Origin of the sequence: Paraburkholderia sp. J67 (genome assembly GCF_905220265.1) — a bacterium.
Classification (GTDB): domain Bacteria; phylum Pseudomonadota; class Gammaproteobacteria; order Burkholderiales; family Burkholderiaceae; genus Paraburkholderia.
On the sequence record NZ_CAJMZK010000025.1, the window covers coordinates 1 to 25,803 of the forward strand.

Here is a 25,803-nt window from a genome sequence, read left to right on the forward strand (position 1 = left end):
TGCGGGTGCCGATGCACTCGTGATCGTCACCGAGTGGACGGCGTTCAAGGCGCCCGATTTCGAAGCGCTGAAGGCGGAATTGAAGGCGCCGCGCATCTTCGACGGACGCAATCTCTACGAACCGGACGCCATGCAAGGCGCAGGTTTCGAATATCACAGCATTGGTCGGGGCGTCGCGAGACGTCGTTCGCACGCAGAGGTTTAAGGCAATGTCGAACATCAACGGCACGCTTCGCCGCAGCGTGCTGATCAATATGATTGGGCGCTACAGCAATATCGTCATACAGTTGATCGTGACCGCCATATTGGCGCGCGCGCTTAGTCCGAATGAGTTTGGCCTGGTGGCGGTGGTGAGCGTTATTGCCGTCTTTCTGTCCTTCCTGAGCGAAATGGGACTTGGGCCCGCTGTGGTCCAGTTTGGCGAACTGGTGCCGCGACAACTAGCGGGCCTATTCTGGCTAACAATATTCGTTGGTGCGGTTGCTGGCGTGGCGCTTTCGCTGGCTGGTCCCGCGATTGCTCGTGTTTACAGCAATGAAATTTATTCGAGTATTGCTAATGGAATTGCTGTAAATGTCGCATTTGCATGCTGGGTAATCGTACCGTTAGCGCTTCTTAGAAAACGGAAGCGCTTCGCGGCCATAGCGCGAATCGAGGTGTCCGCAGCAATATTATCGGGTATATGCGCTACATGGTCAGCCATGCATGGAGGGGGCGTTGCAGCGTTGGTGCTCAAGAGCACCAGCAACGCATTTTTCATCTTTGTATTTTGTGTGTACTGTGCCAAGCCGTCGCTCCGCGCGCCAACGCTTTTAAAAATGGGCTATGTGTTTTCCTATTCAAGCTATCAATTTCTCTTCAATTTTGTGAACTATTTTACGAGAAATATCGACAAGCTTGTAATTGGAAAATTTCTCGGTGCGGTGTCGTTGGGGGTGTACGATATGTCTTATCGTCTGATGCTAATGCCTATTTCAAATCTGACGCATGTCGTAACGCCGACGATACAGCCAGTTTACGCCGAGCATGCCAATAATCCAGGGGTAATTTTTGATTCTTATAGAAAATTGATAAGAATCTTGATTATTGGGGGTGGATTTCTCGGGGCAATTTGTCTCGGATGTGCGGCAGAAATTATCTCACTGGGCTATGGCAAGCAGTGGGGAGGCGCCGTTCCCGTATTTTCAATATTGAGTCTCTCCGTTACGATTCAGGTCATACTTTCTTCAACCGGATCTGTTTTTCAGGCGATTGGAAAAACCCGATTGTTGCTTGTGACAGGAATTATCTCAACATTTACGACGCTTTCAGCAATTGCTGCAGGAATTTATATCGGCGACCTCGAATCACTTTCATCGCTGGTGATGCTTAGCTTCTATATCAATGCTGCACAGGGGTTTTATATTTTGTCGCGATTTGGATTTCAGCGTTCTGTGGTAGAGCTATTCAGACCCAGTGTGCGTATCTCAATCGGTGTAGTGGTTGTCAGTGTAATTGCGATATATTTGCGAGATAAATTCGATTTTTTTAATCAAATTCCGGTTGTTTGTCTGTTTTTTAAGGTAATGGTAATTGGTGGTGTTTATTTTTTGATGATATTTATTACAGGTGATCTTTCGTTTATTCGGCGGGCTATCGCAATGCGATCGCAGGGAATGCCTTCCTAGTATTAATCCGCGTGCGGAATAATCGATTTCACCGTTTTAACGTGAGCGATGTTGCAGTTGTGTGGGTATGGTCTTGCAAGGCGATTATTTGGAATCGTTCGGGTATATGAAAATGTTTGCGATATTTAAATCGTTTGCGGTTCGCGTAATAAACAAGGTGCTGACCGGATTCGGGAAGCTCGCACCTTTCTATGTCGAGATAAAATATCTGGCGCGTTCAAGATTGCGTTATAAAAAGCACAATCTTCCAGGTCGACTCATCGTTAGTCTAACGTCCTATCCGCCGCGCTTCCCGTCACTGCATTTGACACTTAAAAGCTTGCTAATGCAGCGCGTGCGGCCAGATTATGTGGAGCTTTGGGTCGCGGAAAACGATTATCAGGCGCTGCCCGGCAATGTGCGGAGACTGGAACAAGATGGCCTGGTAATCCGTCGTTGTGAGGACTTACGATCGTATAAAAAGATTATTCCAAGATTACGGGAATCAAAAGAAGATTGGGTGGCCATCGCAGACGACGACTTGTACTACTGGCCAATCTGGCTTCAGGAACTGGTAGCGGCAGTGCGCCCCGGGAAACGTGAGGTGATCTGCTCGCGGTGCCACAAAATCGAATTCACGTGCCCCTCAGTGCCTGCGTCATATATGGAGTGGAGCTTCGACATCCTGGCGCCCGACGAGAAGGATGTAGTATTCCCGACTGGAATCGGAGGCGTGCTCTACCCGCCAGGCGTATTCTTCAAGGATGTTTGTGACGAAAGGCTTTTTCTGCAACTCTGTCCGACAGGTGACGATATCTGGCTTTTCTGGATGGCTGCCATAAACGGCGCGACGTTCCGGAGATCCGCAGCGCGTCATAGGCTGATTCTGTGGGATGGAAGTCAAGAGTGCGCGTTGTTCAATCAAAACGCACTGCTTGACAATCACAATGACCGGCAAATTGCGGCCATCTTGCAGAAATATGGATGGCCATTTGCGATGGCTGGCGAGATTGAGACGCTGTCGGAAAGGGCGGGATCCGCGAGCGGCATGATGTAAACCTCAGCGGCGCTTTAGATTTTCTGCCGGTTGCCGGTATTGATGCGGCGTGGGGCAACTCATTCGCGGAAGGCTTGCTCTAGAAAGTGCCAAACCTTGAAAGCGCGAGTCACGACACTTCACGTCTGACTAGGTGCGCTATCCCGAATCGTAGCAGGGTGGGCGGTGATCTTCCTTGCGAGACGATTTAGGTTTGTCTCGACGACGATATAGCAGACGTAGCCAGCAGCGACGGAAGTTATTGTCATGGTTGCGATCGAGAAAGCGGTGGCGCTCTGCATGTGAAATCGCTTAAGAATGATACCGACTGTCGACAACACAAAAGGATGAGAGAGATAGATCGAATACGAAGCATCGCCGATTATCCTCATCGCACGTCCAATGAGTGATGTCGATACAAATTTGACAGTATTTTCAAGACTAACAAGCCCGGAAAATAGTAGCGCATAGGGTAACCCGTACCAAACCACACGTTGGTTAGGAGAGGCTGAAAGCGAGCCAAGGGTCATTATTGCAATGCCAATAACAATTAAAAATACGCTGAATTTAGAATTATTGCGCTCGGATTTTATATAAATATGAGCAACTATCCCCATCAAAAATTCCAGTAGCATTTTGCTGGTCACGAACTGGAGTGTTGGATTTGTGGGGTGAAGAAAATCACCGACGGCGGTGAAGCATGTCATTGTGATAGTGACGAAAAGGAGGCGATTTTCACACCATTTCAACAATGATGCCGAAAATATGAAATAAAAAAGGAATTCGTAGCTCAGTGTCCAACCGTTTTGAATCAAAAATTTATCGCCAGTTGGAATTAGTGTAAATGAATTTAGAATGGTCGTAGTTCCTCCGCTACTGTTAATCATTCCTGGTTCGATCAGGTAGACGGCGAGGGCGAATAGAGATAGTGACCAATAAAGTGGAAGGATTCGCGTGCAGCGCGCTACAAGAAATTCGCGCGGTGCGATGTTTTTATGTGCCGTGACGTGACACATGATGAAGCCAGAAATGATAAAAAACAGATCAACGCCTGATGCGCCAAAAGACCATTCGTTACCGAATCCAGCGATCTGAACTTGCTTATGAGATGCATGATAAATGAGGACAAATATGGCCGCCAGTCCTCTCATATATTGGATGGAAAATAACATCAAGCATCCATGTAGAATATTGATGGTTTTAATTCGATTATCTTTGCATTCATTTTATATTTTCATAGCTTTATATTGTTAGGTTGATTTAAGCGGTTGATTCGTTTTTTGGGGGAATTGCATGCGAGATTTCGCTGCAAGTCAGCTGGGACGCTGTGAGATGTTGTGGCAATGCAGGCCACGGCGCTACATGAAGACTCCGAAAGCGGCTCTACGCTTGATTAATATCAAGTTTGCGATTGAGGACTTTTTGCTCTGCGACTCAACACTTGCCAGACTGGCAATTGGGGATAGGTCGTGAGGGTGGGTGTAGGTCAGTCAACCCAGTAGGTGCGCCGGGCGGTGGCTAGCACGTAAAGCCTCAGGGAGGGGATAAGTGACGACGCGTTCCTCTTCTTTTTCATCATTTAGACACTGGCATCCCCCAGGCACATCAGTCCAGGTTGGCCAATTGAAGCGATTTCACCCCTCACATCCCCGGCACCATCTCCGGCGGATGCTGCTTGAGTTGCTTCCTGGCCTCGCGAAACTCCGGAAAAATCGACTCCACGGTCTGCCAGAACCTCGGGCTGTGGTTCATCTCCCGGAGATGTGCAAGCTCATGCGCAACCACATAGTCCACGATAGAAAGCGGAAAATGAATCAACCGCCAGTTGAGCCTAATCCGCCCCTCGCTTGAGCAGCTTCCCCATCGCGTCATGGCCGAAGAAAGCCCATACGACCGAAACGTAACCCCAAGCTTCGCGGCGTAAACCACCAGCCGCTCGCCAAAGATCCGCGTCGCCTCCCCTTGCAACCACCCAGTAACCCGATCCTTGATCTGCTGCGCATCCGCATGCGGCGGCAGGGGCAGTGAGAGCACCCGCGTAGCCTCATCAAAAGCCAGCGACCCCGCCCCAAGCCTTACCGACATAGGCTTACCGAGATAAGGCAGCTCAGCCCCATCGCGCCATTCCACCTTCGGCAGCGCGCGCTGCTCAACGCGCGTCTGCCACTCGATCAGCTTCGAGAAAATCCACCTCTGCTTCTCGGCGATAGCGTTCTCGATGTCGGCGATCGTCACCCATCGCGGCGCGGTAATCGTGAGCCCGGTCCCATCAATTGCAAACCCGATCGACTTACGCGATGACCGCTTGAGCCGATACTGCAGTGTGCGCGCTCCGAGTTCGAGCGTGCGCAATCGCGAGCCATCCGGCGCAAGCGGCGCAACCGTCGCCTTACCAGGCGACAAAGCGGCAGGCGACAAAGCAGCAGGAGAAGAAGGAGCGGAAGAAACCAAAGGAGAAGCAACCCCCACCACCGGCTCAGAAAAGAGCGGCAAATCGAGTTGCTGATGGTCAAGCGCCGCGGCGGTGCGCGGCGTGGGGGACTTCGGCATTGTCAGGCCTGGTGCGGGAGGGGCGTGAGCGGCCCGCGCGGCGGATGGGCTGTCGAACCCGGCCTTCTGCACCGGGCCGGATAAACCGAGCAGTCAAATCCTCGCGGTATTAACCGACGCGCCATCCGTTTCGCGGTACGCGGTGGGATCGATACGGCGCATTTCGGTTTCGATCCATTTTTCCACGCGCTTATTCACTTCATCGGGCGTGAGCCCCGTGGTGTCGATGGGCTTGCCGATCGACACCGTGACTATACCCGCATATTTCATGAACGAGTTGCGCGGCCAGACGCGGCCGGCGTTGTGCGCGATCGGCACGACGGGCGCGCCCGTGGCGATCGCGAAGCGCGCGCCGCCGGTCTTGTACTTGCCTTGCGAGCCCACCGGCGTGCGCGTGCCTTCGGGGAACATGATGACCCATGCGCCTTCGGCCATGCGCGCCTTGCCCTGGCGCGTCACGGAGGCAAACGCGTGTTTGCCTTCCTTGCGGTCGATCTTGATCATCTTGAGCATGCCGAGCGCCCAGCCAAAGAACGGCACATACACCAGTTCGCGCTTGAACACGTAGCACATCGGCTTCGGCATCAGCGCGGGAAACGCGAGCGTCTCCCATGCCGACTGGTGCTTGGAGAGCAGCACGGCCGGCCCGTCCGGCAGGTTCTCCATGCCTTCGACGCGGTACTGGATGCCGTTGAGCCAGCGCGCGACAAACAGCGTCGAGCGGCACCAGCCCGCGGCCATCCAGTAGCGCCGCGTGGCGTTCATGAACGGGAAGGCGATGAAGCACGCGATCGCGTACGGCATCGTGTAGACGATCAGGTAGACAAGCAGCAGCAGGGAGCGGATGAAGCGCATCGGGTGGACCGTTCGGTGGTGCGGGGCGGCGTTGGGTGTCAGGCCGATTCGCTGGAGAGGAAGTCCAGCGCGAATGCGCGCAGGTCATCGTGGATTTGCGTGCCTTCGGGCAGGCCGCCGGCCGCGAGCGTCTTTTGGCCTTTGCCGGTCAGCACGAGGTGCGGGCGGAAGCCGAGCGCAGCGCCCGCTTCCAGGTCGCGCAGCGAATCGCCCACTACGGGCGTGTCGGCAGGCTCGATCTCGAAGCGGTCGGCGATCATCTTCAGCATGCCGGGCTTGGGTTTGCGGCAGTCGCAGTGATCCTGCGAGGTGTGCGGGCAGAAGAACACGGCGTCGATGCGCGCGCCCACGGCAGTGGCCTGGCGGTGCATCTTCGCGTGCATCTCATTGAGCGCCGTCGTGTCGAACAGGCCGCGGCCGATGCCGGACTGGTTCGTCGCGACGGCGACGCGATAACCCGCCTGGTTCAGGCGGGCGATCGCTTCGAGGCTGCCCGGCAGTGCGATCCATTCGTCCGGCGACTTGATGAAGGCGTCGGAGTCGGCGTTGATCACGCCGTCACGGTCGAGGATCACGAGTTTGCGCGTGGTGCTGGTCGGCATGGTGTCGCGTCAGGGTTGTCGTGTCACGACGGCCGTTATGCCGCAAGCCGCGAGATGTCGGCCACGCTGTTCATCTGGCGATGCAGTGCCTTGAGCAGCGCGAGGCGGTTGGCCCGCAGCGCCGGGTCTTCGGCATTGACCATCACGTCGTTGAAGAACGTGTCGACGGTTTCGCGCAGCGCCGCAAGCGCGGTCAGCGCGCCCGTGTACTCGCGGGCAGCCAGTTGCGATTCCACGCGCGGGGCGACCTGTTCGAGCTGGGCGTAAAGCGCTTTTTCGGCGTTTTCCGTCAGCAGGGCGATCTGCACGCCGGCGTCCTCGGCACCCTCGGACTTCTTGAGGATGTTCGAGATGCGCTTGTTGGCGGCGGCCAGCGCGGCGGCTTCGTTGAGTGCCGCGAATTCGCGCACGGCGTCCAGTCGCGCCACCACGTCGTCGAAACGCGTGGGGTTCAGCGCCAGCACGGCGTCGACTTCCTGGGCCGCGTAGCCACGCTCGCGCAGTTGGCCGCGCAGACGGTCCATGCAGAATTCGTAGATCGCCTGCGTCGATTCGGTGACGGCCTCGATGCCCGCGAATTGCGCGTACGTCGTGCGCAGCAGTTCGACGAGGTCGAGCGGCAGTTGCTTTTCGACGAGGATACGCAGCACGCCCAGCGAGTGGCGGCGCAGTGCGAACGGGTCTTTCTCGCCCGTGGGCGCGAGGCCGATGCCCCAGATGCCGACGAGCGTTTCCAGTTTGTCCGCGAGCGCGACGATGGTGCCCGTGGGCGTGCCCGGCAGGTCGTCGCCGGAGAAGCGCGGCTGGTAGTGTTCGGAGCAGGCGATCGCCACTTCTTCCGCTTCGCCGTCGTGGCGTGCGTAGTAGGTGCCCATCGTGCCTTGCAGTTCGGGGAACTCGCCGACCATGTCGGTCAAGAGGTCCGCCTTGGCCAGACGTGCGCCGCGCTTCGCGAGCGTGACGTCGGCGCCGCACATGCCGGCGATCGCGCCTGCGAGGGCTTCGAGGCGTTCCACGCGCTGCAGCTGCGAGCCGAGCTTGTTGTGATAGACGACGTTGGCGAGCAGCGGCACGCGGTCGGCCAGCGGCTTCTTCTTGTCCTGCGTGAAGAAGAACTTGGCGTCGGCCAGTCGCGGGCGCACGACGCGCTCGTTGCCTTCGACGATCTCAACCGGCGTGCTGGTTTCGATGTTCGAGACGATCAGGAAGCGCGAGCGCAGACGGCCTTCGTCGTCGGTCAGCGCGAAATACTTCTGGTTCGTCTGCATCGTGAGGATCAGGCATTCCTGCGGCACTTGCAGGAATTCGTCCTCGAACTTGCACGCGTAGACGACCGGCCATTCGACGAGCGAGTTCACTTCGTCGAGCAGCGCGTCGGGCATCACGACCTTGTCGTCGCCCGCGGTTTCGATCAGTTGCGCGCGAATCGATTCGCGGCGTTCGTCATAGCTCGCGATCACGCGGCCCTTGTGCAGGAGCGTGTGCGCGTAGTCGTCGGCGTGCGTGAAGGCGATCAGGCCTTCCGAGAGGAAGCGATGGCCGCGCGTGGTGTCGCCGGCATCGACGCCGAATGCGCTCACGGGCACGATCTGGTCGCCGTGCAGCACCGTGAGGCGATGCACCGGGCGCACGAACTGCACGTTGCTGCCGTCCGGGCGCTGGTACGTCATGACCTTCGGAATCGGCAGCTTGGCGAGCGCTTCGTCGAGCACGGCTTGCAGGCCGTCGGCGAGGGTCGCGCCCGGCGCCGAGTAGCTCAGGAAGAACGCTTCGTTCTTGCCTTCGCCTGCGCGTTCGAGGTCGCTCACCGGGAAGTCGGGGAAGCCGAGCGCCGCGAGTTTCTTCGCGAGCGGCGCGGTGGGCTGGCCGTTGGCGTCGAGTGCGACCGACACCGGCAGCACTTTCTCGCGCACCTGTTTTTCAGGGGCGACGGTGCGCACGTTCTTGATCGTCACCGCGAGGCGGCGGGGCGTGGCGAAGCGTTCGAACGACAGATCGCCTTCGATCAGGTCGCGCGCGGCGAGGCGCTGCGCGATGCCTTCTGCAAAGGCGTCGCCGAGGCGCGCGAGGGCCTTCGGCGGCAGTTCCTCGGTCAGCAGTTCGACGAGGAGGGTGGCTTGATGAGCTTGGGTCATTGTTGTCGGAGATCCGGTCATTCCTCGTCGAACTTGCGTTCGACCTTCAGCGGCGGCGCCCAGGCGGGCATCGCGGCGTCCTGTTCGTCGGTGGTCAGGCCCGGCACGCCGTGCACGGGATTGCCGAGCATCGGGAAGCCAAGCTTTTCACGCGATTCGTAGTACGACTGCGCCACGCTGCGCGAGAGCGCGCGAATGCGGCCGATGTACGCCGCGCGTTCCGTCACGGAGATCGCGCCGCGCGCGTCGAGCAGGTTGAAGGTGTGTCCGGCCTTGAGCACGAGTTCGTAGGCGGGCAGCGCGAGTTGCTGTTCCATCATGCGCTTCGCTTCGCTTTCGTACGCGTTGAAGAACGTGAACAGCAGGTCGACGTTCGCGTGCTCGAAGTTGTAGGTCGATTGCTCGACTTCGTTCTGGTGGTAGACGTCGCCGTAGGTGAGGCGGCGCAGTTCGGGGCCGTTCGGGCCTTGCTCTTCCCACTCGGTCCAGACGAGGTCGTAGACGTTCTCGACCTTTTGCAGGTACATCGCGAGACGCTCGAGACCGTAGGTGATTTCGCCGAGCACCGGCTTGCAGTCGATGCCGCCCACTTGCTGGAAGTAGGTGAACTGCGTGACTTCCATGCCGTTGAGCCACACTTCCCAGCCGAGACCCCACGCGCCGAGCGTCGGGTTTTCCCAGTCGTCTTCCACGAAGCGCACATCGTTCTGCTTCAGGTCGAAGCCGAGTGCTTCGAGCGAGCCGAGGTACAGGTCGAGGATGTTTTCCGGTGCGGGCTTGAGCACCACCTGGTACTGGTAGTAGTGCTGCAGACGGTTCGGGTTCTCGCCGTAGCGGCCATCTTTCGGGCGGCGCGACGGTTGCACATAGGCTGCTCGCCACGGCTCGGGGCCGATTGCGCGCAGGAAGGTATGGACGTGCGAGGTGCCCGCGCCGACTTCCATGTCGATCGGCTGGAGCAGCGCGCAGCCCTGCTTGTCCCAGTAGGACTGGAGCGTCAGGATGATTTGCTGAAACGTGAGCATGTGTGCCTGCAGTGTCTGCGGTGTCTTTAGGGCGGAAGACGCGGGTTGCGGCGGCAGGCGAGGCCCGCGCGGCGACCGGTGCGTGGCGGCCAGGTGCTGAAACGCTGAATTTTACCGGATTGGTGGAGCGTTGAGGCCGGGAGGGCTTGGCGGCCCGGTTTGCGGCCCGGTTTGCAGGCCGGGTTGTGGCCCGTTCTGGCGCAGAAGGCGCGCGACAATCTCAATCGCGCGCCTGCACCTGTGCGCTCAGGTCTTCTTGCGGCCGATGCGGCCCGGCCCGAATGCAAAGCCTATCGCCAGCAACAACAACGAGATGGCGATCACCGTGTTGTTGCCGCTCGTCACGTAGGGCGTGAAGCCCTGCGTGCCCTCGACGCGCACGTCGAGCGAACCCGTCGTGAAGGTGGGCAGGCGGGCGATCACGTTGCCGTGCGCGTCTATCGCGGCGGTCGCGCCCGTGTTGGTTGCCCGCAGCATCGGCCGGCCGGTTTCGAGCGAGCGCATGCGCGCGATCTGCAGATGCTGGTCGAGCGCGATGGTGTCGCCGAACCACGCCAGATTGGTCGAATTGATCAGGATGCCCGGCGAAACCGGGCTTTCGCGCACGGTGCGGGCGATTTCCTCGCCGAAGATGTCCTCGTAGCAGATATCGACGGCCACCGGCTGGTTGTGCACGAGGAACGGCGGCTGCACGGGCGCGCCGCGCGCGAAGTCGCCGAGCGGAATGTTCATGAGGTTCACGAACCAGCGGAAGCCCCAGGGCACGAACTCGCCGAAGGGCACGAGGTGGTGCTTGTCGTAGCGATACAGGCCGTTGGTCCCCGGCGTGATGCCGAACAGGCTGTTGGTGTAATCGACCACGCGGCCGTCCGGCGTGATCGTGCCGCCTACCGCGCCGAAAAGGATCGCGGTATGGGTGCCGTCGGCGAAGGCGCGCACGTCGCGGCCGAACTTCTCCGGAATCGCCTGGAGGAGCACCGGTACGGCCGTTTCGGGCGTGACGACGAGATCGGCGGGTTTTTCGGTGATCAGCTTCTGGAATTCGTTGAGCGCGTCTTGCGTGCCGGACTCGGAAAACTTCATGTCCTGCTTCACGTTGCCTTGCAGCAGGCGCACGTTGAGCGGCGCGTTTTCGGGTTGTGTCCAGTTCACGCGCGGCAGCAGCAGGCCGGCGCCGGTCACGGCGAGCGCGATGACGGCCGCCGTGAGCGCGCTGCCACGGGCGCTGCGCAGGCTCATGAGCGTCTGCACCACCAGGGCCGCGACGAGTGCGAGCACCCAGCCCACGCCATACACGCCGACGATCGGCGCGAAACCGGCCAGCGGTCCATCGACCTGGGCGTAGCCGCTGGAGAGCCATGGAAAGCCCGTGAAAATGTAGCCGCGCGCCCATTCGCCGAGCGCCCAGGCGCTCGCGAAAGCGAAGGCGCCGTGCCACGTGGGTGAGTAGGGCAGTGAATCGTCGCGCCCGTTCTTCGCGTGCCCGGCGCAGAACGACCAGACCAGCGCGGCCAGCGCCGGGTAGACGCCCAGATAGAGCGAAAACAGCCCAAGCGCGGCACCGGCGAGCGGCGCGGGCATGCCGCCGTAGAAATGCATGCTCACATACAGCCACCAGACGCCCGTGACGAAGTTGCCAAAGCCGAACGCCCAGCCCGTGAAGAGCGCGCTCTTCCAGCCGGTGGTGCGCGTGAGCCAGAAGTAGAAACCGGCGAAGATCGCGATTTCGAGCCAGCCGCCATGCGGCGTGGGGGCGAACGAGAGCGTGTTGAGCGCGCCCAGCGCCACGGCGGCGAGGTAATGCCATGCGGGCACGGCGCGACGCGCGGTGCTGACGTTGGGGCTACTAGCGCGCGCGCCATCGCGCGTGCGGGAATCGATCGGTTCGGCCATGAATATGCGGTGGCGCTGTAGTGCGCAGGCGCGCCGGGGGCGCGGGTTGCGGGTAGGTCGTGCGTTCGCTGCGGTAGCGCGGAGGCCCGCGTGCTGGTTATCGGCGATGCGGCTACGTGCGGACAGCGAGCGCAACGATAGCATTTTCGCGCGTCAGGAATTCGCGGTGTCGGGCGGCATCGGTGCAAATCGTTTGGGGTCCGATCGTGCCGCCATGTAAAACGCCGGCGCGAAGGCCGGCGTCATGTCCTGCTAGCGCGTTCTGAGCGCGCGCTTCAGGTGCCCGGAGGCTGCAACGCGGCCTCGCGGTGACCGGCGAGCGGGTCGCGGCGCACCAGCAGCATGTGCACCTGGCGGGCGTCGGCGCGCAGCACCTCGAAAATCAGATCGTCGATGCGGACCTTTTCGCCACGATGCGGCACGTGCCCGAAGTGATTGGTGACGAATCCGCCAATCGTATCGACCTCTTCGTCCGAATAATGGGTGCCGAACGCGTCGTTGAACTGCTCGATCTCGGTCAGCGCGCGCACGCGGAAGCGTCCGTCGGGCGAGGCGATGATATTGCCGCTTTCCTCGTCGAAGTCGTATTCGTCCTCGATATCGCCGACGATCTGCTCCAGCACGTCCTCGATCGTGATGAGGCCCGCCACGCCGCCGTATTCGTCCACGACGATGGCGATGTGATTGCGGTTCTGCCGGAAGTCGTGCAGCAGCACGTTCAGGCGCTTGGACTCGGGGATGAAGACGGCCGGGCGCAGCATGCCGCGCACGTCGAATTCCTCTTCGGCGTAGTAGCGCAGCAGATCTTTTGCGAGCAGCACGCCGATCACGTTGTCGCGATTGCCCTCGTAGACCGGATAGCGCGAGTGCGCCTTTTCCAGCACGAAGGGCATGAAATCGTCCGGGCTCTCGGCGATGTTGAGCGCGTCCATCTGGGCGCGCGGCACCATGATGTCGCGCGCGCAAAGCTCGGTCACCTGGAACACGCCTTCGATCATCGAAAGCGAGTCGGCGTCGATCAGATTGCGCGCGTGTGCGTCCTGGAGGATTTCGAGAAGCTCGCTACGCGAGTCGGGCTCGGGCGAGATGAAGTCGGTCAGCCGCTCCAGAAGGGAGCGCTTTTCTTGCGGTTTGTCGGTCAATCGTCGACTGGGATAAGAGTCGTTCATGGTGGTGCGCCCTTGGCCGCTTCCGGGCCGGGCGCGCTGTTGCGGAGGGGAAAGGATACATCATGCGTGTGGCGCGCCTGTGTATGGCACGCCACTCAGATCAATCCTATCGCAGATGGGCGCGTATCGCGCGGCGGAACAAAATAGGGCGGCCCGCGTAGGGGGGGCCGCGTAGGGAAGTGCCGTGATCAACCTTTTTCGCCAGCGCAGCGCGTGAGCAAGCGTTCCAGCGCCCGATCAGGCATGCCGCTCTCGCGCAGCGCATCGACGGTGCGGCGCACGTAGTCGAGCGTCGTGCCGTAGCGGCCGGTGGCGCAGCCGAACACGGTGCGCACGGTGTTCTCGTCGAGCTTGCCGGTGTAGCTGGCCACGTCGCGGCGCATCACGAAGGCAAGCGCGGCGACGCGCCGCCCGTCCGCGAGCACGCAGGGCAGCCACGCGGGCCGGTACGACCCCATCGGCATTTCGCGGCGCCAGAGCGCTTCCAGATGCGGCATCACGCCTTGCGCGGCGAGACGAAACGCCACACCCGCGCAGGACCCGCCGCGATCGAGCGCGAGCACGAGGCCCGGCTGTTCGGGCGTGCCCCGATTCACGCGCGACCACAGATACAGGCCGCGATGGTAGCCATGCACGCGCGAGCGCACGTTCTCGACGGTGGGCAGGCCCGGGTTCCAGATCAGCGAGCCATAGCCGAACAGCCAGATGTCGCTGCGCCCGTCCCATTGCTGGAGCATGCAGGCGAGCGAATCGCGCAGTTCGTCTTCGCTGAGCAGTCTCGACTCGCCGAGGGACGGCGGATACCCCGGGCAGGGCGCCGCGCGCTCCTTCTGCGAGTCGATCACATCACCGGAAACGTTCGCGCGCTTGTCGTTCATATCGGGCTGACGGAAAAGCAGGGACTTACTTGTACGGGTCGGGAAAGCCGAGCGAGTTGAGGACTTCCGTTTCGATGCCTTCCATCTCTTCGGCTTCGGCGTCGTCCTCGTGGTCGTAGCCTTGTGCGTGCAAGGTGCCGTGCACGAGCAGGTGCGCGTAGTGCGCCGAGAGCGGCTTGCCCTGCTCGGCGGCTTCCTTCGCCACCACTGGGCAGCACAGGATCAGGTCGCCGGTCACGGGATCGTCCTCGCTCTCCGCGTAAGCGAAGGTGAGGACGTTGGTCGCGTAGTCCTTGCCGCGATAGGTGCGGTTGAGCGTGCGGCCTTCCTCGGCGTCGACGAAGCGCACGGTCAGTTCCGCGTCGGCGAAGAGCGCTGCCTTGATCCACGCGGCCACGGTTGCGCGGGGCAGCGCGGCCTTGTGCTCGGGAAACGCCTTCGCGGCGGGGAACTGCACGTTCAGTTTGAGTTTCGGTGCGCGTGCCATAGGGTTCTGACGATTGAGCGTGCCCGGTTAGCGGGCATCGGCTGCGCTGTCATCCTTCTTCGTGTGCGCGTCATAGGCTTCGACGATGCGCGCGACGAGCGGATGGCGCACCACGTCCGCGCTCGTGAAATGCGTGAGCGCAATGCCGCGCACGTTCTGCAACACGTGCTGGGCTTCGATCAGGCCGCTCTTGTGGCCGCGCGGCAAGTCGATCTGCGTGGTGTCGCCGGTCACGACCGCCTTCGAGCCAAAGCCGATCCGCGTGAGGAACATCTTCATCTGCTCAGGCGTGGTGTTCTGCGCCTCGTCGAGGATGATGAACGCGTGATTGAGCGTGCGTCCGCGCATGTAGGCGAGCGGCGCGATCTCGATCATCTGGCGCTCGAACATCTTCGCCGTCTTGTCGAAACCGAGCAGATCGTAGAGCGCGTCGTAGAGCGGGCGCAGATACGGATCGACCTTCTGCGAGAGATCACCGGGCAGGAAGCCCAGACGCTCGCCCGCTTCCACGGCCGGACGCGTGAGCACGATGCGCTTGACCTGATCGCGTTCGAGCGCGTCAACGGCGCAAGCTACCGCGAGATAGGTCTTGCCCGTGCCCGCCGGCCCGATGCCAAACGTGACGTCGTGCGAAATGATCTGCTTGAGGTACTCGCGCTGCGCTGGCGTGCGGCCACGCAGGTCGGCGCGACGCGTGTAGAGCTTCGGGCCTTGTTCCTCGATATCGATGTCGTTGCCTGCGGGCTCGTCGAACGGATGATCGGGATCGCCGCGAAAACGCGGGTCGATTTCCCCATCGTCGCTCGTGCCGCTCGTGCCATTCGTGCCGCGCGCGCCGCCATTGGCCGCCGCGCGGCGGGCCAGATGGCGCGCCTCGACCAGCGCGAGCTGGATATCGTCCACGGACAGCGGATCGCGCGCCTGGTTGTAGAAGTTTTCGAGCGCGGTGAGCGCGAGCTTCGCGCCGCGCCCGCGGATCGTGATGCGGTGTCCGCGGCGGGCGAGGGTGACGTCGAGGGCTTGCTCGATCTGTCGCAGGTTCTCGTCGAGCGGACCGCAGAGGTTCGCGAGCCGCGCGTTGTCTTCGCGCGGTGCGGTGAATTCCAGATGCTGCTGATTGGGCTTCAAGGTGTCTCTGAACTCCCGGATTCCGTGGGGGCGCGCGCCTTAGTGCGTGAGCGCCGAAGTGCCCTCGTGCGCGAGCACGAGCTCGCCGCGCAGCGAGTGCGGATACGCGTGGTTGATCTTCACGTCGATCATCTGGCCGATCAGACGCGCGTGCGAAGCGAGCGGCGCCGGGAAGTTCACGACGCGGTTGTTCTCGGTGCGGCCCGACAGTTCGCTCGGGTCCTTGCGCGAGGGGCCTTCGACCAGAATGCGCTCGACGCGACCAACCATCGACTGGCTGATGCGCTGCACGTTCTCTTCGATCGTGGCCTGGAGATGCTGCAAACGCTTGAGCTTCACTTCGCGCGGCGTGTCGTCTTCTAGATTCGAAGCCGGCGTGCCCGGGCGCGGGCTGTAGATGAACGAGAAGCTCGTGTCGTAGCTCATCTCTTCGACGAGCTTCATGGTCTTCGCGAAGTCCTCGTCGGTTTCGCCGGGGAAGCCGACGATGATGTCCGTCGAGAGCGAGAGATCCGGACGGATCGCGCGCAGCTTGCGGATCACCGACTTGTATTCGAGCACCGTGTAGCCGCGCTTCATCGCCATCAGCACGCGATCCGAACCGTGCTGCACCGGCAGGTGCAGGTGGCTCACGAGCTTGGGCACCTTCGCGTAGGTGTCGATCAGGCGCTGCGTGAATTCCTTCGGGTGCGACGTCGTATAGCGGATGCGCTCGATGCCGGGGATGTCCGCGACATATTCGATCAGCGTGGCGAAGTCGGCGACTTCCTCGGCGCCTTGCGTGAGCGCGCCCAGGTAGGCGTTGACGTTCTGGCCGAGCAGCGTGACTTCACGCACGCCCTGGTCGGCGAGACCCGCGACTTCGGTCAGCACGTCGTCGAGCGGACGCGAGACTTCTTCGCCGCGCGTGTAGGGCACGACGCAGTAGCTGCAGTACTTCGAGCAGCCTTCCATGATCGAGACGAACGCGCTCGGGCCTTCCACGCGCGCGGGCGGCAGATGGTCGAACTTCTCGATTTCGGGGAAGGTGATGTCGACCTGCGAGCGGCCCGAGGCGCGGCGCGCGTCGATCATCTGCGGCAGGCGGTGCAGCGTCTGCGGACCGAACACGAGATCCACGTACGGCGCGCGTTGCACGATGGCGGCGCCTTCCTGGCTTGCCACGCAACCACCTACGCCGATCAGCAGATTCGGGTTCGCCGCCTTGAGCTCGCGCACGCGGCCGAGTTCGGAGAACACCTTTTCCTGCGCCTTTTCGCGCACCGAGCAGGTGTTGAAGAGGATCACGTCCGCATCTTCGGGCGTGTCGGTCTTGACGAGGCCTTCAGCCGCGCCGAGTACGTCGACCATCTTGTCGGAGTCGTACTCGTTCATCTGGCAGCCGTACGTCTTTACATAAACTTTCTTGGTCATCGGGTTTCGCCGTTCGCAGTGGTTCACCTGGGGGCGTCGTCCGGCTGATGCACACAATGCACGTCGGGACTACGGTGAATAAATGAGGGCTGAAGCGGGTGGCCGGCCTGCGAAGGCTGGGGCGCACGGTGGGGCGGTTCGCTAGCGGCGTTTGCTTTGAGCTGCTTGTGCTTTCGCGCGGGCATCTGCCCGCGCAGCGGCTGCATCTGCTTATTGGGCCGGGGTTTGCGACGCGAACCGTTGTTCAGCGTAATCCAACATTATAGCCTTATGCATCGACGGGCTTGCGACGGTGCGAGCGGCCCGTTGCGCTGTCGCCCACCCGTTTGGCGGGCTCGCCCGCCGCGTCTTCCGTGCAGGGCACGAGCGCGTGCAACTCGTCCGCCGTTTGCGCGAAACGCTCGGTCAGAAAGTCCAGCAGCGCCCGCACGCGCGGCGCGAGAAAGCGGTTGCGGTGATAGAGCGCGTGCAGCGGCGCGTCGGGATAGCGCCACTCGGGCAAGACGATCTTCAGGTTCCCGGCGCGCAGGTCGTCGGCCACGTCCCAGATCGACTTCACCGCGAGTCCATAGCCGCACAGCGCCCACTGGCGCGCGACCGCGCCGTCCGTGGTTTCGAGCGCGTGTTCCAGCGGCACGGTGTACGTCTGCGTTTCGCTGCCGCGCGTGAAGCGCCACTCGTTCACCGGACCGGCCGACGAGCCGATCACGATGCAGTCGAAACGGGCCAGATCGTTCGGCTCGCGCGGCTCGCCGTGCTTCGCCAGGTAGGCGGGCGACGCGCAAAGGATTCGCCGGTTCGGCGCGAGGCGGCGAGCGATCAGGGAACTGTCCGCCGGATTGCCGAAGCGGATCGCGAGATCGATGTCCTCCAGCACGAGATTCGAGAGCGTATCCGTGAGCGTGAGCGCGAAGCGCACCTCGGGATAGCGTGCGCGGAATTCGTCGAGCCACTTCATCAGCAGATTGCGGCCGAAGTCGGAGGTCGCCGAAATGCGCACCTTGCCGCGCACCGCGTTCTGGCCCTCCTGGAGCGCGGCCTTGGCGTCGTCGAGCGAGCGCAGCGCGTGTTCGCTACAGGTGAGATAGACGCGTCCTTCGTCAGTAAGGCGTAGCTGGCGGGTGGTGCGGTCGAACAGGCGCGCACGCAACTCGGCTTCGAGCCGGGCGAGGCGGGCGCTGGCCGCCGCGGGCGTGAGACCGAGCTTGCGCCCCGCTGCTGACAGGCTGCCCAGGCGCGAAGCCTCCACGAACAGGCGCACGTCGCCGAGATTGTCCATATGCGATGACTCGGGATTATTAGATGCTGATTGAAAATGCTTCAAATGCTACGCCAATTATCAAAATTGCGCGTGGCGTCGACAATGCGCGTGTTCTCAGCTTTTGCCCGTCGGCGTTGCTTGTCGGGCCACGCAGGAGTCGCGCATGCAACTCGATCACATCACCCTCGTCACGCCCGATCTGGAAGGCGCGCGCCGCTTCTTCTGCGACGTCGCGGGCCTTGAGAACGGCGCGCGTCCGCCGTTTGCGGTGGGCGGCTACTGGCTTTACGCCGACGGCCGGCCCGTCGTCCATCTGGTCGATTCGACCGTGGCCGCCGCGCGGCCCGTGCGTGTCGCGCCGCGCTTCGATCACGTGGCGTTTCGCGTCGCGCCCGGCGACGAATGGCAGGCCTTGCTCACCCGGCTCGCGGCGCACGGCGTGCCGTATCAGCTCGCCGATGTGCCCCTGAGCGGCGAGCGGCAACTGTTCGTGGCGCTGGCGCCTGGCGTCGTCGTCGAATTCGTGACGGCGGCGGGCTGAAGCGCCCCTACCCACACGTTCCACACGTCATACCCCAAGGCTGCAATCCGGAGATTTCGATGCCTATACCCTTGCTCGCGCTGGCGATCAGCGCCTTTGCCATCGGCACCACCGAGTTCCTCATCATGGGCCTCTTGCCCGACGTCGCGCGCGATCTCGGCGTGACGATTCCCGCCGCCGGCCTGCTCGTGACGGGCTACGCGCTGGGCGTGGCGGTCGGTGCGCCGCTGCTCGCGGTGCTCACCAGCCGCATGCCGCGCAAGCTCGCGCTGCAATTGCTGATGGGCGTGTTCATCGTCGGCAACGTGATGTGCGCCATCGCCGACAACTATTCGCTGCTGATGGTCGCGCGCGTCGTGGCCTCGTTCGCGCACGGATCGTTCTTCGGCATCGGCGCCGTGGTGGCGGCCTCGCTCGTGCCGCAGGAAAAGCGGGCCAGCGCCATCGCGCTGATGTTCACCGGCCTCACGCTCGCGACGGTGCTGGGCGTGCCGTTCGGCACGGCCATCGGCCAGCAGTTCGGCTGGCGCGTGGCGTTCTGGATCGTGAGCGGCCTGGGCGTGATTTCGCTGATCGGCGTGACGGCGCTGGTGCCGAATCAGCACGATAGCGGCCCGATCGGCCTCGGCCACGAAGTGCGCGTGCTGCGCGAACCGCAGGTGTGGCTCGCGCTCGGCATGACGGTGCTGGGCTTTGGCGGCGTGTTCGTCGTCTTCACCTATATCGCGCCGATCCTGGAGCAGGTGAGCGGTTTCTCGCCGCGCGGCGTGACGCTCATGCTCGTGCTGTTCGGCGTGGGGCTGACGCTGGGCAATACGCTCGGCGGCAAGCTGGCGGACCGCGCGCTCATGCCTTCGCTGATGGGCATTCTGGTCGCGCTGGCCGTGGTCATGGCCATCTTCACGAAGACGAGTCATGCGAGCGTGCCGGCCGCCATCACGCTGTTCGTGTGGGGTATCGCCGCGTTCGCGACCGTGCCGCCGTTGCAGATGCGCGTGGTCGCAAAGGCCGCCGCCGCGCCCAATCTGGCCTCGACGCTCAACATCGGCGCCTTCAACGTGGGCAATGCAATGGGCGCGTGGCTCGGTGGTCTTGCGATCGCACGTGGTGTGGCGCTCGATGCGCTGCCTTGGGTGGCGGCCGTGGTCGCCATCGCGGCGCTCGTGCTGACGTGGTTCGCGGCGCGGCTCGACGCGCGCACTTCGCTTTCGCACGCCGCGGTCGGTACGAAAGTCGCGGTTCGCCAGGACGTTTGCTGAGCGATCGAGCCTGCGCCGATCCGGCGCAACAGCACCGGCTGCGCACATATCGTCAGGACGCGAAAGCATTCCCGAAATCGCGCTCTGCAATGCTGATATCAGTGTGAAGATAACTTCGTTGGGCGCGGCCGGGCCCGATGCTAGTCTTGCCTCCATTCAAGCTCTAGCGCCTTCAACGGCGCGCCTGGGAGGCAGCCATGCAATCACCGCTCGCGCTCGTGAGGGACGCACAGGCCGATCGTCCGGCCGCATATCGCAGCACGACGCATCGGAGTACGGATCAACAGCCTGCTCGTGCAGATGCACATGCAGACGATCACGCTGACGATCTCGCCGTGCAGACGTCCGCGCTTTCCGCCGATTCATTCACATCGAACGGCGCCGCGCGCGGCGAAGGCCCGTTCGATGCGCTCGAATATCTGGTCGGCGTGAATCTCGCGCGTCTGCGTGCCGAGCGTCAGCTCTCACTCGACGCGCTGGCCCGCGCTTCGGGCGTCTCGCGCGCCATGCTCGCGCAGGTCGAATCCGCGCGCAGCGTGCCGTCGATCAAGGTGCTGTGCAAGGTGGCGGCGGCGCTCAAGGTCTCGGTCTCGGCGTTCCTGCGCCGCCATGCGGTGAGCGGCTTCGAGCATCTGCCCGCCGAGCGCGCCGCGCGCCGCGTGAGCGCCGATGGTCGTTATTCGGCACGCGCGCTCTATCCCGAGGACGGCCCGGCCGTCGCGGAATTCCACGAGCTGCGCATCGCGCCGCTGCACACGGAGCCGGGCACGCGCCGCGCGCCGGGCACGACCGTCAATCTGGTGGTGAGCGAGGGCACGCTGGAAGTGAGCGTGCACGACCGCCGCCAGTTGCTGGCGACCGGTGACGCGATCGTTTTCGACGCCGATCAGCCGCACAGCCTGCGCAATCCCGGCGATACCGAAACGCGTGTGTTCCGCGTGACGCTCAACGCCGAAACGCCGCCGCGTTGGGATGTGCCGCATAGCGCCAATGGTGTCGGCAGCAGCGAAGCGTCGGCTTCGCCGCAGCCGGCATGAGCGAAGTCAGGGGCGCGGCCGTTGTTGTGCCGCAGTGCACAAGACGCAGTGCGCGCCGCTTGTCTACTGGTTTTTTACCGCGCTGCACGATTGTGCGGCCTGTTGTATCCTTTGCCCGCCGGTTGATCCGGTAATCAGTGCGTCTTCAGGGCGGGGTGCGATTCCCCACCGGCGGTATGCCGGCCGAGCCGAAAGGCAAAGCCAGCGAGCCCGCGAGCGCCCGCGCGATGTTGCGTGGGGTCAGCAGATCTGGTGCGAAGCCAGAGCCGACGGTCATAGTCCGGATGAGAGAAGATGTGCAGATGGTCATGTTTGCCCATCCGCCGCGGCTTTCCAGCCTGCGCGCGTGTCTGTGAGTGTCGGTGCTTTTGTGCTGATTTTCGGGATACGACGTGCGTGCCGGACGACGCGCGACGGGGATTCCTGTCTGTTTGCAATGCCCTGAAACGTTTTTCGCCCAACTCTTGCGAGGAGCGTTTCACATGTCCTTTACCCGCAATGCTGTTTCCGCCGATGCGCCGCTCGACGCCATCGCCGATCTTCCCCTGCTCGAAACCGAAGTGGTGCCGCCGCGCATCGCCGCCGCGCTGCAAGCCATGCGCGAAGGCCGTCCGGTCGTGCTGCAAGACGACCACGACCGCGAAGACGAAGCCGATCTCGTCTGCGCCGCCGAACACCTGACGACCGAGACGATGGCGCTCTTCATCCGCGAATGCAGCGGCATCGTCTGTCTGTGCCTGTCCGACGAGCAGGTGCGCGCGCTCGAACTCCCGCCGATGGTCCCGCACAACGAAAGCCGCAACCGCACCGCGTTCACGGTCTCGATCGAGGCGCGTGACGGCGTGAGCACGGGCGTGTCGGCTGCCGACCGCGTGACGACGATCCGCGCGGCCATTGCCGCCGACGCCAAACCGCAAGACATCGTGCGCCCGGGCCACGTGTTCCCGCTGCGCGCGCAGCCGGGCGGCGTGCTGGCGCGCCGTGGCCACACCGAAGGCACCGTCGATCTGGCCGTGCTCGCGGGTCTCGCTCCGGCGGGCGTGCTGTGCGAACTGATGAATCCGGACGGCACGATGGCGCGCGGCCAGCAGGTCGACGACTTCGCGAAATTGCACAACCTGCCTATGCTCACGATCGCCGAGCTGGTCGAGTTCCGCGAATCGCTGGCGCTCGCGCGCGAGCGTAGCGCCGAGCTGGTGTAAAACCGTTGACGACGGGCGCGCTGCAGCGTCCGTCGTCGGAATGAAAAACGGCGCGTGAGGCCTTGGGGCCTACGCGCCGTTTTGCATGGCAGATTCGCTTAAGTTCGCCTACGACTGCACGTCGCCGAACTCGCCGCGTACGCCCGCTTCCACGAGCGCGGGCAACTCGTCCATGTGTTCCATGATGCGCGTGATACCCATCTCGCGCAGCACGTCGGCATAGCCCGACGGGATGTGGCTCGCGCCTACGAAGGCGATCGTCTTCATGCCCGCTGCGCGCGCGGCATTCAACCCCGAGATGCTGTCCTCGACCACGAGGCAGTTCGATGGCTCCACGCCGAGCGTTTGCGCGGCGTGCAGATAGACGTCGGGGTAGGGCTTGGGCCGGGCGACCTGCTCGGCGCTGAAGATGCGTTCGCCAAAGATCGTATCGAGCCCGGCGCGCCGCACCGAGGCGTGCACGCGCGTGAGCCGGCTGTTCGAGACCACCGCGACCGGCAGCGAGACGCGGCGCAGCGCATCGCGCACGCCGTTGATCGGGCTCACCGATTCGGCGATCGCGACTTCGCAGTTGTGGTCGATCGTTTCGAGGAAATTGTCGGGCAGCGTGAGATTGAAGCGCGCGGCGACATCGGCCAGAAAGCGCGAGGTCTGCTGTCCGAACGCTCCCGCCACGGCGGCGCGGAAATCGACGCCGGGAAAGGTGCGGCTGAGGGTATCGAAGAGGACGTGGTCGGCAATGACTTCACTGTCGACGAGCACGCCGTCGCAGTCGCAGATGAGATGGTCGATCATGCGCAAGACGAAAAAAGCAGGGGAGCGGTCGGCCGGGCTTGGCGGCGAGCCCGCGTGGGCCGGCAACGCGGGACGATTGAAAGCCCAATGATACGTGCTTTTGCGCGCGCGGCGTCACTCTGGGCGGGGGATTGTCGGGATTCGTGGGCGTTCGTGACCACTGCCGGGCGTTGGCCGGACGGCCAGGCTGCGCGCGCGCGCCGCGCGATGCGACAATGGCTGATCCAATACGAGCCGGACAGAGGGGAATGCGATGCGTGGACTTGCGATGATCGGCGCGGCGATGCTCGTCGCCGGGTGCGCGAATACGTCGGGGCTCGTGGGCGGCTGGCGCGCGCCTGCCTTTGCCGATCTCCAGCAGATGTGCGGCGCCCGTCAGCCCGATTACGGTGCTGACACGCAGGCCGTCTATTCGGCGATCTATGACGCTTATGTCGCGAATCGCCACGGCAAGCTGCCGCAGGAGCAGTTCTGCGGCTTTCAGGCGGGGCTCGCGCAGCAGTACACGGCGCATGGCGCGGGTGCTGCCGGCGCAGATGCGCAGGCGCGTAATGCGTGGGTGGCATACCTCAATGCGCAGCGCGCGCAGGCGCTCACGTGGCGCGCGTCGGCGGACCCGACCTTGCGCGGCGGCTGAAGCGCCCAAACCGGCATATTACGGAACGTACAGACGCATCAAGGCGTCACGCAGCGCGGCGCGATCGATCTCACGGAAGCATCCAGAGTCGGAAAAAAATGGTCACGCGGGCATGAAGCGCGCGGGTCCGCGTGACCATGCACTGCAGGCGCGTGCTGCTACTACCGTGCGCCTGCATCGGGGATGGGCTCGACACAACGCTCTGGCGGACTATCCCGGCGTCCGCGCAGGTCGAGAAATCGGATGATGGGCTAATCGTTGTGAGTGGCGGCTGGCGCGGGGTGCGCCCACCGGGCTCATGAACACCGTTTAATCGCGCGTAACGCAGAGTCGCCGATTTCGGTAAGTCGCCATTGCTGGAGGCCGGAAGCGAGGCGTTCCAGTTGAACGAGCTGTCTTTCGAGGAGGGCGTCCAGTTCTTCGCGTTCCATGTCGATCTGATTGGGCGCGTCTTGCACTAGCAGCAGGGTGGCGAATTCATGCGGACTCAGCATCTTTCTCTCCGTGTTGCCGCATCAGAGGTCACCTTGCGCGGCCGGGCTGGGCGGCGTGGTGACAATCATGCGGTGGGCGTGCGCGAAAGCCTGCGACGGCGCGATTCGTGTGCCGGATGGGCGGACCGTTTGCTGTCATGCGTCATCGGCCAAGGCGGCGTTCGACAAATGAACCAAACGGCATCCAGCCCGGATCGGCGCCGGGGAACTGGAGTGTAGGCAACCGCGCTGCGTTGTACAAACCACATCCCAAAAATATTCCGTTTGACAACCGTGCCTTGCGGCGGCGGTCGAGGCGTGCGCGCAGATCCTTGATTTCACTTGAAGTTCGTGCCGCAGTGCAAGAATGCGCCATGATTCTGACTGCCTTTGCCGACCCCATCGGCTGCAATGCGCAATGGGCTCCCAGCGTCGTCACGCGGTCCTGTGCAGTCCCGCTGCGCGAGCATCGGACGTCGCGCTTGCGGATCGTCAAGCGACCAGCGTGGAAGAAATCTTCGGTTATTGGTTTTAGACGATTATTACTGTCTATTCAGCTTACAGGCGTGCGCATTGCGCAGGATTGCAAACCAATGTGTGCCCGCTGCCATCGGGTTTCGCGTCGCTGGCTTCGCGCAACGGCCCTGAAAGCTTCATGCGAATTCACCGCGCGCATAGGTCAGGCCACCCGCTCACGCGAGGCTTACAAGTCGTCTTTTCCTGGAACTGCCGTGTCCGGGATCGGTCTGTGCTCTCAGACTGCAGCTTTGCAGAACAGCAGCTAAGATGAAGTTAAAAGGGCTGGTACCTTTCGCTACGCGGCCTCGGCGCAAGACCGGGTAGCCTGGACAGGCGCGGCACTGCCCGATACCGCTTTGGAGCACGACACAATGCGCAATGACATTGAGCCTCGCCACGTGATGCCCTGGCGCATCGAAGATATCGACCTCACGCGAATCGACCGTCAGCGTGCCGCCGTCAATGAAGACCTGTTGCTGCTGCTGTGCGCGGCATCGTTCATCGAAAGCGGCTCGGACCTGTACACGAGCAACCTGAGCGTTTTCTTCAACGGCGACCCGGAAGTGTCCGAGTGGCTCAACAACGAATGGGAACACGAGGAGCTTCAGCACGGCCGCGCGCTGAAGACCTACATCAACTACGTGTGGCCCGAGTTCGACTGGGACACCGCTTTCCATAACTTCTTCGAGGAATACTCGAAGACCTGCTCGTTCGAGGAGTTCGAGAAGACGCGCGCGCTCGAAATGGTCGCGCGCTGCGTGGTGGAAACGGGCACGGCCACGCTGTATCGCGCCATCGGCGAGTGTTCGGACGAGCCGGTGCTCAAGGAAATCACCGACAACATCCGCACCGACGAAGTGCGCCACTACAAACACTTTTTCAAATACTTCAAGAAGTACAACCAGGTCGAGGGCCACGGCCGGCTCGCCGTGCTCGGTGCGCTGATGCGCCGCGTGATGGAGATCAAGAACGAGGATTCGGAGATCGCGCTGCGTCACGTGTTCGCGATTCGCTATCCGGAGCGCGTGCGGGATGCCGCCTATAACCGCGAGCTCACCGCGCGCGTGAACAAGCTGGTGCGCCACAACCTGTCGGCCGAGATGTGCGTGAAGATGCTGCTCAAGCCGCTCGATCTGCCCGCTCGCATCGCGCCGGGGGTCATGTACCCGCTCACGAAGATCACGCAGCACGTGTTCTTCCGCTAGACGCGCTTTTCCGCGTCAGCAATGCAAAAGGCCCGCTGCGTAGCGGGCCTTTGTTTG

The 25,803-nt window shown here is 62.4% G+C and carries 24 protein-coding genes and 1 riboswitch; of the genes, 9 read left to right on the forward strand and 15 right to left on the reverse strand.

The window, feature by feature from the left end:
* The 3 genes from U5782_RS31515 to U5782_RS31525 form a co-directional block, all read left to right on the forward strand.
* On the forward strand, positions 1-205 hold a 205-nt coding region (locus U5782_RS31515; RefSeq protein WP_322047792.1), incomplete at its 5' end, for a UDP binding domain-containing protein.
* A gap of 4 nt (positions 206-209) precedes the next feature.
* Entirely contained in the window at positions 210-1,667 is a 1,458-nt protein-coding gene (locus U5782_RS31520; RefSeq protein WP_322047793.1) for a lipopolysaccharide biosynthesis protein, read from the forward strand.
* A gap of 67 nt (positions 1,668-1,734) precedes the next feature.
* Positions 1,735-2,703 carry a hypothetical protein gene (locus U5782_RS31525; RefSeq protein WP_322047794.1) on the forward strand — a complete coding sequence of 323 codons (969 nt, stop codon included), beginning with the start codon at positions 1,735-1,737 and terminating at the stop codon, positions 2,701-2,703.
* 119 nt (positions 2,704-2,822) lie between these two features.
* On the opposite strand, the gene U5782_RS31530 is transcribed toward U5782_RS31525, so the two are convergent.
* The 13 genes from U5782_RS31530 to U5782_RS31590 form a co-directional block, all read right to left on the reverse strand.
* Complete coding sequence (locus tag U5782_RS31530) at positions 2,823-3,854, reverse strand: acyltransferase (RefSeq protein ID WP_322047795.1); 1,032 nt, start codon at positions 3,852-3,854, stop codon at positions 2,823-2,825.
* A gap of 469 nt (positions 3,855-4,323) precedes the next feature.
* Positions 4,324-5,232 carry a SprT family zinc-dependent metalloprotease gene (locus U5782_RS31535; protein ID WP_322047796.1) on the reverse strand — a complete coding sequence of 303 codons (909 nt, stop codon included), beginning with the start codon at positions 5,230-5,232 and terminating at the stop codon, positions 4,324-4,326.
* A 93-nt stretch (positions 5,233-5,325) separates the two neighbouring features.
* Complete coding sequence (locus tag U5782_RS31540) at positions 5,326-6,087, reverse strand: lysophospholipid acyltransferase family protein (protein ID WP_322047797.1); 762 nt, start codon at positions 6,085-6,087, stop codon at positions 5,326-5,328.
* Between the two features lie 38 nt (positions 6,088-6,125).
* The gene (gmhB, locus tag U5782_RS31545; RefSeq protein ID WP_322047798.1) at positions 6,126-6,689 is read right to left on the reverse strand and encodes a D-glycero-beta-D-manno-heptose 1,7-bisphosphate 7-phosphatase; all 564 of its coding nucleotides are present in this window, start codon (positions 6,687-6,689) and stop codon (positions 6,126-6,128) included.
* Positions 6,690-6,724: 35 nt separating this feature from the next.
* Complete coding sequence (gene glyS / locus U5782_RS31550; protein WP_322047799.1) at positions 6,725-8,824, reverse strand: glycine--tRNA ligase subunit beta; 2,100 nt, start codon at positions 8,822-8,824, stop codon at positions 6,725-6,727.
* Between the two features lie 17 nt (positions 8,825-8,841).
* Positions 8,842-9,849, reverse strand: coding sequence for a glycine--tRNA ligase subunit alpha (gene glyQ / locus U5782_RS31555; RefSeq protein ID WP_322047800.1), 1,008 nt, complete (start codon positions 9,847-9,849; stop codon positions 8,842-8,844).
* A gap of 246 nt (positions 9,850-10,095) precedes the next feature.
* Positions 10,096-11,742 (reverse strand): apolipoprotein N-acyltransferase, encoded by a 1,647-nt coding sequence (gene lnt / locus U5782_RS31560; protein ID WP_322047801.1) that lies wholly within the window; start codon positions 11,740-11,742, stop codon positions 10,096-10,098.
* A 275-nt stretch (positions 11,743-12,017) separates the two neighbouring features.
* Positions 12,018-12,911 (reverse strand): HlyC/CorC family transporter, encoded by an 894-nt coding sequence (locus U5782_RS31565; protein WP_322047802.1) that lies wholly within the window; start codon positions 12,909-12,911, stop codon positions 12,018-12,020.
* Between the two features lie 188 nt (positions 12,912-13,099).
* Positions 13,100-13,789, reverse strand: a complete 690-nt coding sequence (locus U5782_RS31570) for a gamma-glutamylcyclotransferase (protein WP_322047803.1) — start codon at positions 13,787-13,789, stop codon at positions 13,100-13,102.
* 25 nt (positions 13,790-13,814) lie between these two features.
* Positions 13,815-14,276: an rRNA maturation RNase YbeY gene (gene ybeY / locus U5782_RS31575; RefSeq protein WP_322047804.1), complete on the reverse strand. Its 462-nt coding sequence runs from the start codon at positions 14,274-14,276 to the stop codon at positions 13,815-13,817.
* Positions 14,277-14,303: 27 nt separating this feature from the next.
* Complete coding sequence (locus U5782_RS31580) at positions 14,304-15,404, reverse strand: PhoH family protein (RefSeq protein WP_322047805.1); 1,101 nt, start codon at positions 15,402-15,404, stop codon at positions 14,304-14,306.
* A 39-nt stretch (positions 15,405-15,443) separates the two neighbouring features.
* Positions 15,444-16,817, reverse strand: coding sequence for a tRNA (N6-isopentenyl adenosine(37)-C2)-methylthiotransferase MiaB (gene miaB / locus U5782_RS31585; protein ID WP_322047806.1), 1,374 nt, complete (start codon positions 16,815-16,817; stop codon positions 15,444-15,446).
* Positions 16,818-17,085: 268 nt separating this feature from the next.
* Positions 17,086-18,096 (reverse strand): LysR family transcriptional regulator, encoded by a 1,011-nt coding sequence (locus tag U5782_RS31590; RefSeq protein WP_322047807.1) that lies wholly within the window; start codon positions 18,094-18,096, stop codon positions 17,086-17,088.
* A 145-nt stretch (positions 18,097-18,241) separates the two neighbouring features.
* Between U5782_RS31590 and U5782_RS31595 the strand changes: the two genes are divergently transcribed.
* From U5782_RS31595 to ribB, 4 genes are all read left to right on the forward strand, one after another.
* Positions 18,242-18,619: a VOC family protein gene (locus U5782_RS31595; RefSeq protein WP_322047808.1), complete on the forward strand. Its 378-nt coding sequence runs from the start codon at positions 18,242-18,244 to the stop codon at positions 18,617-18,619.
* A 59-nt stretch (positions 18,620-18,678) separates the two neighbouring features.
* Positions 18,679-19,878, forward strand: coding sequence for an MFS transporter (locus U5782_RS31600; RefSeq protein ID WP_322047809.1), 1,200 nt, complete (start codon positions 18,679-18,681; stop codon positions 19,876-19,878).
* Between the two features lie 197 nt (positions 19,879-20,075).
* The gene (locus tag U5782_RS31605; protein WP_322047810.1) at positions 20,076-20,915 is read left to right on the forward strand and encodes an XRE family transcriptional regulator; all 840 of its coding nucleotides are present in this window, start codon (positions 20,076-20,078) and stop codon (positions 20,913-20,915) included.
* 137 nt (positions 20,916-21,052) lie between these two features.
* A riboswitch (FMN riboswitch) is annotated at positions 21,053-21,215 on the forward strand.
* 182 nt (positions 21,216-21,397) lie between these two features.
* Positions 21,398-22,117, forward strand: a complete 720-nt coding sequence (ribB, locus tag U5782_RS31610; protein ID WP_322047811.1) for a 3,4-dihydroxy-2-butanone-4-phosphate synthase — start codon at positions 21,398-21,400, stop codon at positions 22,115-22,117.
* Positions 22,118-22,225: 108 nt separating this feature from the next.
* Here the strand turns inward: ribB and U5782_RS31615 are convergent, their stop codons facing one another.
* Positions 22,226-22,912, reverse strand: a complete 687-nt coding sequence (locus tag U5782_RS31615; RefSeq protein ID WP_322047812.1) for an HAD family hydrolase — start codon at positions 22,910-22,912, stop codon at positions 22,226-22,228.
* A 253-nt stretch (positions 22,913-23,165) separates the two neighbouring features.
* On the opposite strand from U5782_RS31615, the gene U5782_RS31620 reads away from it, so the two are divergent.
* Positions 23,166-23,549, forward strand: coding sequence for a hypothetical protein (locus tag U5782_RS31620; RefSeq protein ID WP_322047813.1), 384 nt, complete (start codon positions 23,166-23,168; stop codon positions 23,547-23,549).
* A 296-nt stretch (positions 23,550-23,845) separates the two neighbouring features.
* Here U5782_RS31620 and U5782_RS31625 read toward each other — a convergent pair whose 3' ends face one another.
* A complete protein-coding gene (locus U5782_RS31625) occupies positions 23,846-24,043 on the reverse strand; it encodes a hypothetical protein (protein WP_322047814.1) in 198 nt (65 codons plus the stop codon).
* A gap of 869 nt (positions 24,044-24,912) precedes the next feature.
* On the opposite strand from U5782_RS31625, the gene U5782_RS31630 reads away from it, so the two are divergent.
* The gene (locus U5782_RS31630; RefSeq protein WP_322047815.1) at positions 24,913-25,746 is read left to right on the forward strand and encodes a ferritin-like domain-containing protein; all 834 of its coding nucleotides are present in this window, start codon (positions 24,913-24,915) and stop codon (positions 25,744-25,746) included.
* The last annotated feature ends 57 nt before the right edge of the window (positions 25,747-25,803 follow it).